Below are 14,728 nucleotides of genomic sequence, written 5' to 3' on the forward strand. Positions count from 1 at the left end.
GCACAGGCGCTCCCAGAGTTACACCCATGCCTGGTTTGGTTTGTCAATTATTGATACGCCGGAATACGTTTTCGGAATCAAAATCATGACCATCCATTAATGTAGGTACTCAATTACCGGATGAACCAAAAATGTTCGGTAAAAATTTTAACAAAGTCTAACGGTGGGATTCTTTACATTCATCCCACCCTACATTAGATTTCAGCGTATTAAAACACGTCATCGAATTATCATTGCGCATTGACGATGAAAAGCCAAACTCCCGTTTCAAGACATTTTCTCGCAGGCGTCCTGACATTCTTTATGTTGGGGCTGGCTATATTCATGCTCACAGACCGTTATCAGTTTCTGAAGACCAAGCGCGATTTGCATATCTTTTTTGAAAATTCTCTCCGGCATATTTACCAGAATCCTGTCATTCAATTGAGCCAGGGAACAGAGGCGACTCAAGGCGACAAACAACTGCATGAAGAACTAAAAAACCGACCTTTAAGCACTGTTTATATAGTCGATAGCAATAATATAGTGCGCCCGTTTTTAAATTTTAACCAATTATTCGGTCTCAATAATGCTTTGCTCCAAGGCTACGGCCAGGTCACTCATGCTCATGTCCCGGCGAAGCCGAATATTACAGGCGTCACGCGGGCGTGGTTTGTTGTGAGCGCGGGGCCGTCGGGCGTGGATGTGAAGATAGAAGAACGCGCAGAGCCAGACGGTGTTCACAAATATACTATCGCGAGCCAGCCCTATCACATCACAAACGGAATTCACAGCGTGGGGTATTTATACACGGATACAAATGGGATGAGAGTCGGCTACACGCCGCTGGTTGGAACTACGAAGTGAATTGCTTCGCTGCTTCTTCGATGGTGTCGCAATGATATTCATCAAACAAAGCGTCGAGGCGAGTGATCTCGAACAAGTGCTTCACCTTTTCGCTGAAGGCGCCGGTCAGGATAAACTTGCTTTTTTTTGATTCCGCCAGCTGGACGCCCTCGACCAGCGTCGCGATGCCGGAACTGTCCATATAGTCGCAACCGGAAATATCAATAATCATGCTCTTGCCTTGCTCAAATGTTTCTGCGATCAACGTGCGCAGTTCAGGCGAGTGGGTGGCGATAATTGGCCCGGTAATGCGTACGGCGGTGTAAGCCGCCTCAGCGCTAACGTCGAGTTCCATGGGTTCGCGGTTCATGTTTGATGCGCTCGCAGCATATTGAATAAGTTGTTCGAGTTTGTTTTTCACAGGTTTATGCAAGTTGATCTTTAAGTTAAAAACAACTGGAAATTACAATCGTACTCTGAGGCGGGGTTTGATTCAATCCAAATTGCTTATCTTTTTGAATTTGCTTCATTCGTTGTTTGAATGGCCGCCGCATATTCGCCCATCGGGACGCAACGATACTGGTCAAACAGTTTGCGCAATTTGCTCTCGACGCTTCGCAGCCCCCAATGGTGAATCCATTGTTGTTTGATCGGCAAATTCAACGGCGGGTGTTTTTGTAAAAATTCCCACGGGTGCATGTAAATCACAGGCGGGAACCCTTCGCGGATGTAGCGTTTTCGCGCCCAGGTTTGATAGAGCGAGGGCAAGATGCGCAGCGTCCCGCCGCCGCCGACCGGCCAGCGGCGCCCCAGGCATTCAATGGAAGCAGGCGGCAACTCAAGCAGCCCATGCAGCATGTAGGGATGGCGCGGCGCCTCTGCGTCGCCGTATAGATAAGTCCCGTGCGGGTTGATCGACGAGTCGTACTGAATGCCGTTTTGTTTGAGCGCCTCAAATTGCCAGGGTTTAGCGCGTTCCAGTGAAAACGCCGGGGCGCGATGGCCGACGACTGCGTTTTTGCCCGCGATGTCGCGTAAGATACGCAGGCTTTTTTGTAACGATTGCGTGAATTGCTCTTGCGATAACGTATTGACGAAATGGTGGGTGTAGGTATGGGTGCCGATTTCGTGGCCTTGTTCGAGCGTCCATTCGACGATCTGCGGGTAGCGTTCCGCCAGCCAGCCGACGAAGAAGAACGTTGCTTTTACGCGATGCTCTTGCAATAATTTCAGGCAGCGCTCCATGCCGGTTTCGATGCGCGATGGAAACGAAGGCCACGCCTCGAACGGGATGGTTTCGGGGCTCATAAAATAGTCTTCGACGTCGATGGTGAAGACGGCGGCGCCATCAAACCCCGTGGGTGAAAAAACCGTTACTTCGTTTTCTGAGTTTGCCATAGTATACTAAATGAAAGTCATAAACTACGCTTCGTTTTTTGAAATAGTCCAAATAGAAACCTGATTACTTTATGCGCGAAGAAACAATATCCGGTAAAGCGTACGACGCCCGATTGATGCAGCGTCTCTACCCTTACATCGCCCCCTATTGGAAATACATCGTTTGGGCGTTTTTGGCGCTGACCATTTCGACTTCGATCGAACTGGCGTCTCTCTATTTGTATAAATCCGTCATCGACCAGTTTATTCAGAACGAAGAGACGCGCGGGCTGGCGATGTTGTGCGGCATTTATATTTTATTGCTTCTTGCCGGGTTCCTCTTTCAGTATACCCAATTTTATCTGGTCAACCTGATGAGCCAAAAGAGTATGTACGACTTGCGGCTGCATCTGTTTCGCCATCTCGAAAGCCGCTCGCTGGCATTCTTCAACAACCGCCCGGTCGGTTATTTGATGACCCGCCTCACCAGCGACATTGAAGCGATGGACTCAATGTTCGCCAATTGTATTGTATTCACTTTCAGCGACGTGTTGTACATCATTGGGCTTTTGGTGGTGATGTTTTCGCTTAGCCCTTCGCTGACCTTTGTTGTCTTGCTGGTGATGCCAGTGATTGTGTGGGCCAGTATAAAGTTTAAAAACGAAGTGCGCGACTCCTATCGCGAAGTGCGCCGCGTATTGTCTGAGATCAACGGCTTTCTGCAAGAAAATATCTCCGGCATGGAGACCGTACAAATTTTTGGCCGGCAAAAAGAACATCTGGGCTATTACAGCAACCTGACCGACGAATATCGCAAAGCCAACGTACGCAGTATTTATAATTATGCGGTGTTTTATCCGACGGTCGAATTTCTCGGCGCGGTGACCACGGTGCTGCTGTTGTGGTTTGGCGGCGGATTTATTTTGATTGAGAATCCCGCGTTTGTCGGGACTTTGGTTGCGTTCATTATTTCATCGCAGAAGTTCTTTCAGCCGATTCGCGACCTGGCCGACAAGTTTAATATTCTTCAAACCGGGATGACCGCCGCCGAGCGCGTGTTTAAACTGATGGACATCGACGAAGTTGTGTCGGAGCCGGAACAGCCCGTCCAGCAGGAAATCAAAGGTGAGGTCGAATTTCGCAACGTCAGTTTCGCTTACAAAGAAGGCGAATGGATTCTGAAAAATGTCTCCTTCAAGGCGCCGATTGGCAAGCGCGTCGCTATCGTGGGGCCGACCGGCTCAGGCAAAAGCACCATCATCAATCTGATTTTCCGTTTTTATGACGTGCAAGAAGGCGAAGTCTTAATCGACGGCGTCAATGTCAAAGAATACGACCTGTCGTATCTGCGCGAGCAAATCGGGCTGGTGTTACAGGACTTCTTTTTGTTCTCCGGCGACATTCAGGGCAACATTAGTTTAGGGCGCCCGGATGTGACCCCGGAGAGAATTGAACACGCCGCCAAAATTGTGCAGGCCGACCGCTTTATTGAAAAAATGGCGGACGGTTATGGCAGCGAAGTCAAAGAACGCGGCGCGACGCTATCCGTCGGCCAACGCCAGTTGCTATCGTTCGCGCGCGCGCTGGTGTCGAACCCGCAGATTCTCATTCTGGATGAAGCCACCTCCAGTGTTGATACCGAGACCGAATTTCTGATTCAGGAAGCCATTGAGCGCCTGATCGAAGGCCGTACCTCGCTGGTGATCGCGCACCGGCTTTCGACCATTCAACAGGCGGATGAAATACTCGTGCTGCATCGCGGCGAGATCGTCGAACGCGGCGCCCACCAGGAACTGCTGGCGCGCAAAGGCATGTACTACCGCCTCTACCAGCTGCAATACAAAAACCAGTCGCTTGAGACTGCGGTTAATGAGTAGCCGTAAACTTCAATAAAAAGGAATTCTCTTTGTCAACCAATAACACGATCGCAATCATTGGCGCATCAGCAAACCGTACGAAATACGGCAACAAAGCGGTGCGGGCGTATCAGGCGCAGGGCTACGCCGTGTACCCCGTCAATCCAGGCGCTGACGAGATTGAAGGGCTGAAGGCGTATGCGTCTGTTGGTGAGATTCCCGGCGAAGTAGAGACCGCCAGCGTGTACCTCCCGCCTCATAAAACGCTGACGGTTTTGGATGACTTAAAAGCGAAGGGCGTCTCGACCATCTTTCTCAACCCGGGCAGCGAAGATGAAACCGTCGTAGCCCGCGCGGATGAATTAGGGCTGAACATTGTCCAAGCGTGCAGCATCGTCTCGGCTGGGCGCTCGCCGGGCGAGTTTGTTTGAGACGGGACGAGGCCTGGGTACGTCTCACTTCGCTTCCGTGCGGGCTGTCAGGCCCTTTGCACAGGCGCTCACAGAGACGCCCCCAGGCCTCGTCCGCTTTGTTGCAATGAACGATGTTGCAGTGTAGGGGCACATTGACTTAAGGGGTGGCAAGCCAAGGCGTCGCGAAGTAAGGGCAGCCCTTGATGCAACGAAATCAAAAATATCAGCCCTGTAGGGGCGCAACGTGTTGCGCCCGAATCCCCCCTGGCGCTTTCAGCGCCGTCCCCCCTTAAAAAGGGGGGCTAAATGTCTTAATTCAATGTCCGTGAAAACGGGGGAACTTCAGACATTGGTGTAGGGGGGGCGTGAGTTATTTTAACATTACCGATGTATTGATAATTCTAGTATCCTAACCACTTTTCGCTCAGAATGGTTGAATGATATCCAAGCGAAATTCAACTGGGCTCTTATTACTTATACTTGTGTTGGGCGCGTTGTTGCGCGTCCCGGCGGCGCGGTTCGCCTCGCCCTATTCATACAATTGGGATGAGAGTTCATATATCTATGCTGCACATCGAATGCTGTCGTATCAATCGCTGAAATACACCTGGTTTAATGTCCCGCCGTTTTTTCTCTATCAACAAATTTCCGCCAACGCCGCCCACTACGCCTGGGCGCTTGGGACCGGGACGATCTCCAGCCTGGATGAGGTTCACATTCAAACCAGTGGAATCAACCGCAATATATCGCCTTCATCGCTGTTGTTTTTTTGCCGCATGTATACGGTGTTTTTAGGGCTTTGTTCGATTGGATTGGTCTATGCGCTCGGTGCGCGGATCGCGAACGCATCCGTTGGGCTGATCGCGGCGTTTCTGTTGGCAATCGCGCCTGGGTTCATCGAGCATTCGCTGTTTGTGACCATGGACCTACCGCTCGCCTTCATGGCGGCGCTGACAGTCTACGTCAGCCTGTCGATGTCAAAGCATCCAACCTATGCCGCCTATTTTTCGACTTCATTTTTTGCTGGACTCACGGCGGCGACCAAGTACAACGGCGCCATGATCTGGCTGCTGCCGTTTGCGCTTCATTGCAAGCATTTCAAATGGCGCTTTTTGAATGTGCGTCTAGTGTTTTTAATTGTGACCCTTTTTTTCGCATTCAGCCTCGCGTGTCCCTGGTGGAACTCGATGGATGATTTTACGCGGCAAGTCGGAATCGAAATTCAACATTATGGACGCGACATTGAATATTTGACTGGCTCTTCCATGTATGGATGGGCGTTTGTGCGTTCATGGGCGCAGGGCGGGTTCGGCGTCTTGCCGCTGCTATTTGCCTTCGGCGGTATGCTCGCTTTCGCGTTGTCGTCATCGAAGCACCGGGCCGCGATACTGATGTTTCCGCTCGCTTACTTCGCCATGTTGGCGATACAAAAAGCCGACTTTATCCGAAACGCTGTCGCGATGCTGCCCTTTTTGGCCTTGTTCGCTGCTTATGGCGTTGAGCGCTTATCGGCTTGGATCGTGAAGTGCACGGGATGGAAATTTACGCGAACTCTATTGATTGCGGCGGTCAGCCTGCAACCGCTCATTCAAGGCGGTCAGTTCGCTTGGGACCTCTCGCAATTGACCGATACGCGAACTCAGGCGGTCGCATGGTTGAATGCGCATGTCCCGCCGGGCGGCAGGGTCTTGATGGATGAAAACCTGGCGGTGCATCCCGAAGACCTGGCGCGGGCGCGTTTTGAATATGACATTGCACCTATTAATGAATGGCGCCAGCGGGATACGGCTTCGTATTCGTACTTGGTTTCGGTGGATGAATTTGTCGCGGAAGACCTGGTGAAGCATTGGCGTTATGAGATCAAAAATTGGAACGCCGCTCCGTATGAATTGCTGCACGAATTCAAGCGAGCGCCCTTGCCCGCGCATCTTGCCGCATCGCTAGAGAAAATCGAGCAGGTCAATCATTTTTTGTATGAACAACGCAAGGCCCGTCAATTTACGCCGGATATGGCTTTCCCCGCGTGGAGTTCGCTCTCGCTGTTTGATGCGGGGACATCGTATTTGGGGCGCGCATCGGTGAATCCGCCTGTTGCGGTTTATCGCCCGATTGACTGATGGGCGTTTCGTAAGGATTGTGATTTCGCCCCAATCCGGCTATATTACTCGTTCTGGATATATGAAGAGACCTTGGAGGACAACCATGTACGCAATCATTCAAACTGGCGGCAAGCAGTTTCAAGTCGCTAAGGGTGATATTCTCGAAATCGAGAAACTCGACGCCGCTGCAGGCGATCAAGTCTCGTTAGATCAAGTGCTTTTGATTCGCGACGGCGAAAACTTAGTCATCGGTCAGCCGATGGTGGAAAACGCTTCCGTCAAAGCCAAAGTGTTGGCGCACGACCGGGGCAAGAAAATTGTCGTGTTCAAGTTTAAAAAGCGCAAACAATACCGCCGCACTCAGGGCCATCGCCAATCATTCACCCGCATCAAGATCGAAGACATCGTCACCAGCTAATCGGCGATTCATAACCCGCGTTTCCAACAGGCTGACGGCTTTCCGTCAGCCTGTTTTGTGTTGATCTTTATTGGTCAGAGGCTGGGAATTTCGCAAAGTCGCTCGCCGGATGATCTCAAACGCCCGCCTTTTCATATCGAGTAACATTGATTTCATCATTCTGTAAACGCGCTTTGGACATATCATAAGCAAGTTGCATACGCATGAGGTGATCGGCTGGGTGGCAAGGGCAAGGCGACGCGAAGCGGCGACAGCCCTTGAAAAGTAATGCCACTGGATTCTCGTGGTGGGCTGCTAACGCGAGCCCACCCTACCCTTGGGCAATAAAAAAACGGGGCGCAGCACGCTGCACCCCGTTGGTCATTCAATGATTATACCCGGTGGGTTAAGAACCCACCCTACATCAGACGTTGTTTAGCGTCGACCGCCTCGGTCTCCGCCGCCGCTGGGACGACCACCGCCGCCGCCACTGCGACCACCGCGATCTCCACCGCCGCTACGTCCACCACCACCGCTGCGTCCGCCTCGGTCTCCACCACCGCTACGACCGCCGCCGCCGCTGGGGCGACTTCCACGGTCGCCGCCGCTTCCACCACTGGGACGATCTTCACTGCGGCCTGCATCCTGCGGGATGCGGCCTGCGTCGCGGTCGGCTTCTTTCTTGCTGAGATTGATGCGGCCAAATTCATCAATTTCGACGACTTTGACTTCAATCTCCTCGCCTTCCGAAACAACGTCGGTGACTGACTCAACCCGGCGCGGTTCGAGTTCGGAAATATGAACCAAACCTTCCTGACCGGGCAAGACTTCGACGAAGCAACCGAAGTTGGTGATGCGGGTGACCTTGCCTTTGTAGACGCGGCCTACTTCGACTTCTTGCGTAAGATAGTCAACCCACTCGCGCGCCTTGCGCCCGGCTTCTTCGTCGGTCGAGGCGATGATGACCTTGCCGTCGTCGTCGATGTCGATCTTGGCGCCGGTTTCGGCGATGATCTTACGGATCATCTTGCCGCTTGGCCCAATGACGTCGCGAATCTTATCAATGGCAATCATCATGGTTTGGATGCGCGGCGCAAACGAACGCAGTTCGCCTCGCGGCGCTTCCAGCGCTTCGGCCATCTTGCCGAGAATGTGCTGGCGGCCTTGCTTGGCTTGTTCAAGCGCTTTCGCCATGATATCGCGAGTGATGCCTTCGATCTTGAGGTCCATCTGGAAGGCGGTGATGCCGTTGCTGGTTCCCGTGACTTTAAAGTCCATGTCGCCGAGGTGATCTTCGACGCCGAGGATGTCAGACAACACCGCGAAGCGGCTGCCGTCGGAGATCAAACCCATCGCGATGCCCGCGACGGGCGCTTTGGTCGGGACGCCTGCATCCATCAACGCCAACGAACCGCCGCAGACGCTCGCCATTGATGATGAACCGTTTGATTCGAGAATGTCAGAGACAATGCGAATGGTGTACGGGAATACTTCGTGGTCCGGCAGCATCGGCTCTAACGCGCGTTCGGCGAGTGCGCCGTGACCAATTTCACGACGGCCCGGGCCGCGCATCGGGCGGGTTTCACCCACGCAGAACGGTGGAAAGTTGTAGTGCAAGAAAAATTTCTTGTAGTATTCTTCCGCCAGGTTATCGACTTTTTGTTCATCTGAGACGGTGCCCAGGGTTGAGATGACTAACGCCTGGGTTTGACCGCGGGTGAACAGCGCCGAACCGTGAGCGCGGGGAACGACCCCTGTTTCACAGGAGATGTGGCGAATTTGGTCGAGGCTGCGACCGTCGCTGCGGACGCCTTCATCCAGGATGCGGTTGCGCATGATTTCTTTTTCGAGATCATGGAAACTGCCGCCGATTTCTTTCGGCGCATTGGAGAGGCGTTCTTTGACGGCGGCCACGGCGGCTGCGTCGCCTGCGGTTTCTGCGTTTTGCACGTCGGTCGTGAGGCCGTCAATAATCGTGGCTTTGACTTCGTCGAGAATAACGCCCAGCGCGGCTTGGCGCGCGTGTTTGTCGCCCACCATGCTGGCTTCGCGGATGCGGCCTTCGGCCAATTCACGCAACCAGTTTTTGATGCCTTCGTCAGGCTGAGGCGCTTCAAATACGTATTTCTCTTTGCCGCATTTGCCGCGCAGTTCGGTAATCATTTCGCATAGGTCGCTAATGATGGATTGCGCGAGTTCAAAGGCGTCAAGCATGACCTCTTCAGGCTCTTCCTTCGCGCTGCCTTCAACCATCATGATGGCGTTTGACGACCCGGCGATTGTCAGGTTCATCGAACTGTCGGGCAGACGGTCCAGGGTGGGGTTGGCGACCAATTCGCCGTTGATGCGTCCGATACGGACGGCGCCCAGCGGCCCCGCGAAGGGTATCTCTGAAATTTCGATCGCAGCAAACGCCGCGACCATGCCGAGAATATCCGGCTCGTTCTCGCCGTCATACGAAAGCACCTTGAGCAATACCTGGACTTCATTTTTGAAGCCGTCAGGAAACAAGGGGCGCATGGGACGGTCGATGCAACGTGAGGTCAGCGTTTCGCGGTCGGAGGGACGCGCTTCCCGCTTGAAAAATCCACCGGGGAAACGGCCTGCCGCATAATACGGTTCGCGGTAATCAACGGTGAGGGGGAAGAAATCTTGACCTTCCCGGGCGTGTTGCGCCATGGTGGCGCAGGCCAATATGACGGTATCGCCATATTGGACGGTAACCGAGCCGCCAGCCTGTTTGGCCATGCGTCCGGTTTCGATCGTCAGCGTACGGCCGGCGATCTCTCTTGATACTTGTGTGACTTCAGACATAAAAGTCTCCCTTTTAATATCCGCTTGGCGAACGCTAGAGCGTTTGTCAAAAGCATGTGCGGAAAGCGCGCCCGTAGGGCTCAGCGATAGATGCAGTGATGAAAACTCAATCCGCACAAAATTTTAGCAACCACAATAAAAAGCGTTGAGCGCCAGTGAAAGGAAGAACTGGAATGGAAATGTCTCTGCGTTATACAGACGTGAGCGCAAATCATTGCGCGCCCCCGAATGAGGCAGGTACGGGTAAGACGGATGCCGACCCATCATCACCCTGACTAGGAGGTGGGAGGTTGTCGCCAACCTTCGACCTCCTAATCGGGGTGTTGAGGATACACTTCGGCCTCCGTCTCATCTCTTCCGTCCCCGAACTCCATTTCGCCCGGCGCTGCGCAGCAATTAGCGGCGTAGGCCTAAGCGGTCAATCAATTCGCGATAGCGATTCACTTGATTTAGTTTTAAATAGTCCAACAAACGGCGACGACGGCTAACCATTTTGATCAAACCGCGACGCGAGTGGTGGTCTTTTTTATGCATCTTAAAATGCTCAGTCAGGTTCTTGATTTTTTCAGTCAAAATGGCAATTTGAACTTCGGCTGAGCCTGTGTCGGTGTCATGCACTTTGTAATCGGTAATCAGTTCTTTCTTTTTGACAATGGTGATAGACAAAGTCTCACCTCCTCTATGATTCTACACGTTAAGCCGTGTGAAAAACTTTCACCGGTTTAATTACACGTAAATTTCCAGCCAGCGAGTCGAGCTGGTCAGAAGCCATCAAGGCCTCGCCCACGCCAATCAAGGCGCCGTCGCGGCTGGTGACGCGAATAAACGCGCCGCTGGTAAAATCGCCGATGCGCCGGGTGATGGCGCCTCCCGCCAGAGACCGTCCGCAAAACATTGAGGTTTTGCCTTCCGTCCCGACCATGACCGAAGGCATCGAGTCGAGCGCCTGGTTCAGGTCAAACAATTTGGCGGCTACATCATCGGGCGTACGCAGATCGGCCAGATCGACGGATTGGTCAATGTGAAAGCGTCCACATCGCACCCGCGACAATCCGGCCATCACGGCCCCGCTATTCATGGCTTCGCCGATATCGTGGCAAAGCGTACGTATATACGTCCCCTTGCTGCATGTAACCAGAAAGTGGACGTATGGCGGCTGAATATCCGTTAATTCTAATTTATGAATGGTAATCTTACAAGGATCACGCTTGACCTCAACCCCTTGACGCGCCAGTTCATAGAGGCGCTTGCCTTTATGGTGTTTGGCTGAAATCATGGGAGGCGTCTGCATGATTTCTCCCGTGAACTGGAGGAGGGTTTTCTCGACGTTTTCCCGGGAAAGATCAGGCATCGGGCGTTCTTCAATGACTTCGCCGGTGCGGTCTTGGCTGTCGGTGATGAGGCCCAGTTCCATCTTGACGTCATATTCTTTATCTTGGGCGATTAAAAATTGTTGAATTTTTGTCGCGCGTCCAACGCAAATCGGCAAAACGCCGGTCGCCATCGGATCGAGCGTCCCTGTATGTCCAACTTGTTTAATTTTTGCGGCGCGGCGTATGCGGTCGACCACGTCATGCGAGGTCATGCCGCTGGGTTTGTTCACGTTTAATACGCCGACGATTGTTGTGTTCTTATTCAATTTCATCGTCCTCGTTATCATCTTCCGGCGGGATGTCCAGATGATGGAGATGTTGAAAAATTCGCTCGGCTTTGTCGAGCGAGTCGTCATAGCGGAACGATAAATTTGGAATCGTTCTCAAATGAAGCCGCCCGAAGAGAATGCGGCGAATGTATCCAGAGGCGCGTTGCGCTGATTCGAGCGCCTGCTCGTGATCGGCGTCGCGGTGCACGGCGATAAATACGACAGCGTTACTCAAATCTCTGGATGCGCGCACTTCGGTGACGGTTAGGCCGCGTAAAATTTCATCCTGCATCTCAGTGAGAAGAACCGAGGCGATTTCTTCGCGCAATTGGCGGTTGATCTGATGGATGCGGTAAGTCTTTTTTTGGGTCATAGTGGTTTTTATTCTAATAATACTCAGTCCAGGATTCGGCGTGAGCGATTTCTGGACGGCTTTCGATCAAGTTGATGATCGTTTCAAAATCTCTTTCGATCACGGCTTGTTGCGATGCGACTGCGGCAAAAGCCAGCGTACAGGAGCGCCAGGTTTGGTGGCCCTCCGTTTCAGCGACCGAGACGTTATAGCGATTGCGGATTCGGTCTTTGAGACTGCGCACAACATGGCGCTTGTCTTTGAGAGACCCGGATTCCGGCAGGCGAAAAGAGACTTCGAGCACTCCGATGACCATGGCTGGCTTCGGCCTAACAAGGCCCTGCGTAATTTACAACGTCGCCGCCACCTCTTCGACCTGGTAACATTCTACCACGTCGCCTACGCGAACGTCGTTAAAGCGTTCAAAGCCGACTCCACACTCCATGCCGAATTTCACTTCGCGGGCGTCTTCTTTAAAGCGCTTGAGCGACGTGAGTTTGCCTTCATGAACAATGACAGAGTCGCGCAGCAACCGACAGCGGGCGTTGCGTTGCAACAGGCCTTCTTGCACATACGAACCCGCGATTGAAAGGCCTTTCGACAGGCGGAAGACTTCGCGAATTTCTCCGCGTCCCATGATTTTCTCGACGAAGGTCTTGTCGAGCATACCCGTCATGGCTTTGCGTATATCGTCTACGACTTCGTAAATGACGCGATAGGTGTTGATGTCTACGTGTTCTGATTTGGCCAGGTCGCGCACATTGGGGTGCGGCTGAACATTAAAGCCAATAATGATGGCGTTTGACGCTGAGGCCAGCATGATGTCCGATTCGGATATGGCGCCCACGCCGTTGTGAAGAATTTCGACGCGCACTTTGTCGCTTTCGATCTTCATTAAGCTGTCGCACAGGGCGTCGACGGAACCGTGCACGTCGCCTTTAACGATGACGCGCAGGTCTTTAACTTCACCGGATTGAATTTGCAGGTGCAGGTCTTCCAGCGTGACTTTATGCTGCTGGCGTAATTCGCGCTCGCGCTGAATTTGCATCAAACGGGCGCTGATTTGTTTCGCTTGCGAGTCGTCAGACACGACCTGGAACGGGTCGCCCGCGCTGGGGACTTTCTCAAGGCCGAGAATTTCAACCGGCATCGAAGGCCCGGCCGATTCAATCGGCTCGCCCTTGTCATTCATCATGGCGCGCACGCGGCCTGAATAGACGCCCGAAACAAATGGATCGCCTACGCGGATGGTGCCTTGCTGAATCAATAGCGTGGCAACTGCGCCGCGTCCCTGCTCAAGTCGGCCTTCGACGATGGCGCCGCGTCCACGGCATTCGGGATCGGCTTTGAGTTCCATCATTTCAGATTGCAGAATTATGCTGTCCAGTAAATCATTAACGCCTTCGCCGGTAATGGCTGAGATGGGCGCTACGATAGCGTCGCCGCCCCAGTCTTCTGCGAGCAGGCCTTTTTCGGATAATTGTTTTTTGACGCGATCCAAGTTGGCGTTTTCAAGATCAATTTTGTTGATTGCGACAATGATCGGAACGCCCGCCGCCTTGGCGTGGTGAAGCGCTTCGATGGTCTGCGGCATGACGCCTTCCACCGCAGAGACCACCAGGATAACGATGTCGGTCACCATGGCGCCGCGGGCGCGCATCGCGGTAAACGCAGCGTGACCGGGGGTGTCGAGAAAGACCACTTCGCCCGCTTTGGTTTGGACATGGTATGCGCCGATGTGCTGAGTGATGCCGCCTGCTTCTTGCGAAACCACGTCGGTTTTGCGCACGGCGTCGAGTAATTTCGTCTTGCCGTGGTCAACGTGGCCCATGATGGTAACGACTGGCGGACGTTTGACGCGCCGTTCTTCGACCACGTCGTTTTCCCACATTTGGCTGAAGACGTCGATGCCGGACAGGTCAACTTTTTCGACTTCAAAGCCGTATTCTTCGGCGATGATTTGAATCGTGTCTTCATCCAGGCGCTGGTTGATGGCTGCCATCACGCCCAGCGAAATCAGTTTTCCAATCAGTTCGTTGGCGTCGATGCTGAGTCCGTTGGCGATATCGGCCAGGGTGGTCGCTTCGTGCACTTTGAGGACCGTCAGGTCTCTCTGCCGACGTTGCTCGTCCGCCGCGATTTGATTTTCAAGGCGTTCGCGTTTTTCACGCTTCCAGGCGCGCTTGCCCCGGCTGGTGCGGCCGGTTGGCTGTTGTTGGCGGCGCTGAGGGCGCTGAGGGCGACGGCCCCCTTGGTCTTTCTTTGGCTCTGACGCCTCGCTGGCTTTTTTCTGTTTTTGTTTGAGTTTTTGAATTTCCCTACGAATGACCTCTTCCGGGTCAGTGGGCGTCTTGGACTCAACGTCAGCGGCAGGCACTGGCGACTTATCTTCGACAATTTCTTCGCCGGTGATTTCGGGCGCTTCAATAATGATTTCTGGTTCAGCGCCAGGTTTAAGTTTGGGTTCGAGAGCGATTGTTTTCAGTTTTTGTTTTTTCTCAGCGGGGTGTTTTTTCTTCTTGGCTGATTTTTTATGGTCTTTTTTCGTAAAATCTCTTTGCGGCGTAATCGGCGTCGTTTGCGCTGCTTGTCCGGCCGGCGCAGTTTGAGCGGAACCGGCTTCGACAGGAGGCGCTAGTGACGGCTCAATGCCGTCATCCTCGTCCTCTTCCTCAGGCTTTTCATCTTCGGGTTTCCAGCCTTTGGGACGCCGAATGCGCGCAAACCGGTTATTGTCTTTTTGCGTTTCTTCTTTTTTGGGCTCTGAGGTTTTCCCGAAATGTTGCAACAAGAGTTCCATGGTCCCATCATCAAGCGAGGAACTATGGCTTCGCCCCGGCATCCCGATGGTTTCGAGATATTCCAGGATGTCCTTGTTGTCGATGCCGAATTTCCGGGCGATCTGGTTGATCCTCATAAGCGCTCCTTCCCCAGAGGGGAGAATTAAATTCGT

The 14,728-nt window shown here is 53.1% G+C and carries 13 protein-coding genes; 5 read left to right on the top strand and 8 right to left on the bottom strand.

Going from position 1 to position 14,728, the window contains the following annotated elements; all coding sequences use genetic code 11:
- The first annotated feature begins 246 nt into the window (after positions 1-246).
- On the top strand, positions 247-846 hold the full coding sequence (locus P9L94_17530) for a hypothetical protein (GenBank protein MDP8245887.1): 600 nt from the start codon (positions 247-249) through the stop codon (positions 844-846).
- Here the strand turns inward: P9L94_17530 and P9L94_17535 are convergent.
- Both P9L94_17535 and P9L94_17540 read right to left on the bottom strand, forming a co-directional pair.
- Positions 836-1,195 carry an STAS domain-containing protein gene (locus P9L94_17535; GenBank protein ID MDP8245888.1) on the bottom strand — a complete coding sequence of 120 codons (360 nt, stop codon included), beginning with the start codon at positions 1,193-1,195 and terminating at the stop codon, positions 836-838. The two genes, P9L94_17530 and P9L94_17535, sit on opposite strands and share 11 nt — an antisense overlap.
- A 137-nt stretch (positions 1,196-1,332) precedes the next feature.
- Entirely contained in the window at positions 1,333-2,223 is an 891-nt protein-coding gene (locus tag P9L94_17540; GenBank protein MDP8245889.1) for a polysaccharide deacetylase family protein, read from the bottom strand.
- A gap of 71 nt (positions 2,224-2,294) precedes the next feature.
- On the opposite strand from P9L94_17540, the gene P9L94_17545 reads away from it, so the two are divergent.
- From P9L94_17545 to rplU, 4 genes are all read left to right on the top strand, one after another.
- The gene (locus P9L94_17545) at positions 2,295-4,079 is read left to right on the top strand and encodes an ABC transporter ATP-binding protein (protein ID MDP8245890.1); all 1,785 of its coding nucleotides are present in this window, start codon (positions 2,295-2,297) and stop codon (positions 4,077-4,079) included.
- A gap of 29 nt (positions 4,080-4,108) precedes the next feature.
- Positions 4,109-4,489 (top strand): CoA-binding protein, encoded by a 381-nt coding sequence (locus P9L94_17550; GenBank protein MDP8245891.1) that lies wholly within the window; start codon positions 4,109-4,111, stop codon positions 4,487-4,489.
- A 419-nt stretch (positions 4,490-4,908) separates the two neighbouring features.
- Complete coding sequence (locus tag P9L94_17555; GenBank protein MDP8245892.1) at positions 4,909-6,588, top strand: glycosyltransferase family 39 protein; 1,680 nt, start codon at positions 4,909-4,911, stop codon at positions 6,586-6,588.
- Positions 6,589-6,673: 85 nt separating this feature from the next.
- Complete coding sequence (gene rplU, locus P9L94_17560; protein ID MDP8245893.1) at positions 6,674-6,988, top strand: 50S ribosomal protein L21; 315 nt, start codon at positions 6,674-6,676, stop codon at positions 6,986-6,988.
- A 414-nt stretch (positions 6,989-7,402) separates the two neighbouring features.
- Here the strand turns inward: rplU and pnp are convergent, their stop codons facing one another.
- From pnp to infB, 6 genes are all read right to left on the bottom strand, one after another.
- Positions 7,403-9,781, bottom strand: a complete 2,379-nt coding sequence (gene pnp, locus P9L94_17565; protein MDP8245894.1) for a polyribonucleotide nucleotidyltransferase — start codon at positions 9,779-9,781, stop codon at positions 7,403-7,405.
- A 396-nt stretch (positions 9,782-10,177) separates the two neighbouring features.
- Positions 10,178-10,447, bottom strand: coding sequence for a 30S ribosomal protein S15 (gene rpsO, locus P9L94_17570; GenBank protein MDP8245895.1), 270 nt, complete (start codon positions 10,445-10,447; stop codon positions 10,178-10,180).
- A gap of 28 nt (positions 10,448-10,475) precedes the next feature.
- Positions 10,476-11,426, bottom strand: a complete 951-nt coding sequence (gene truB / locus P9L94_17575) for a tRNA pseudouridine(55) synthase TruB (GenBank protein ID MDP8245896.1) — start codon at positions 11,424-11,426, stop codon at positions 10,476-10,478.
- Positions 11,413-11,796, bottom strand: coding sequence for a 30S ribosome-binding factor RbfA (gene rbfA / locus P9L94_17580; GenBank protein ID MDP8245897.1), 384 nt, complete (start codon positions 11,794-11,796; stop codon positions 11,413-11,415). Before rbfA ends, truB begins: the two co-directional genes overlap by 14 nt.
- Before the next feature lie 13 nt (positions 11,797-11,809).
- Complete coding sequence (locus P9L94_17585) at positions 11,810-12,091, bottom strand: DUF503 domain-containing protein (GenBank protein MDP8245898.1); 282 nt, start codon at positions 12,089-12,091, stop codon at positions 11,810-11,812.
- 33 nt (positions 12,092-12,124) lie between these two features.
- Complete coding sequence (gene infB / locus P9L94_17590) at positions 12,125-14,692, bottom strand: translation initiation factor IF-2 (protein ID MDP8245899.1); 2,568 nt, start codon at positions 14,690-14,692, stop codon at positions 12,125-12,127.
- Positions 14,693-14,728 lie beyond the last annotated feature (36 nt).

The organism is Candidatus Hinthialibacter antarcticus, from assembly GCA_030765645.1.
In the GTDB taxonomy this organism is placed as follows: domain Bacteria; phylum Hinthialibacterota; class Hinthialibacteria; order Hinthialibacterales; family Hinthialibacteraceae; genus Hinthialibacter; species Hinthialibacter antarcticus.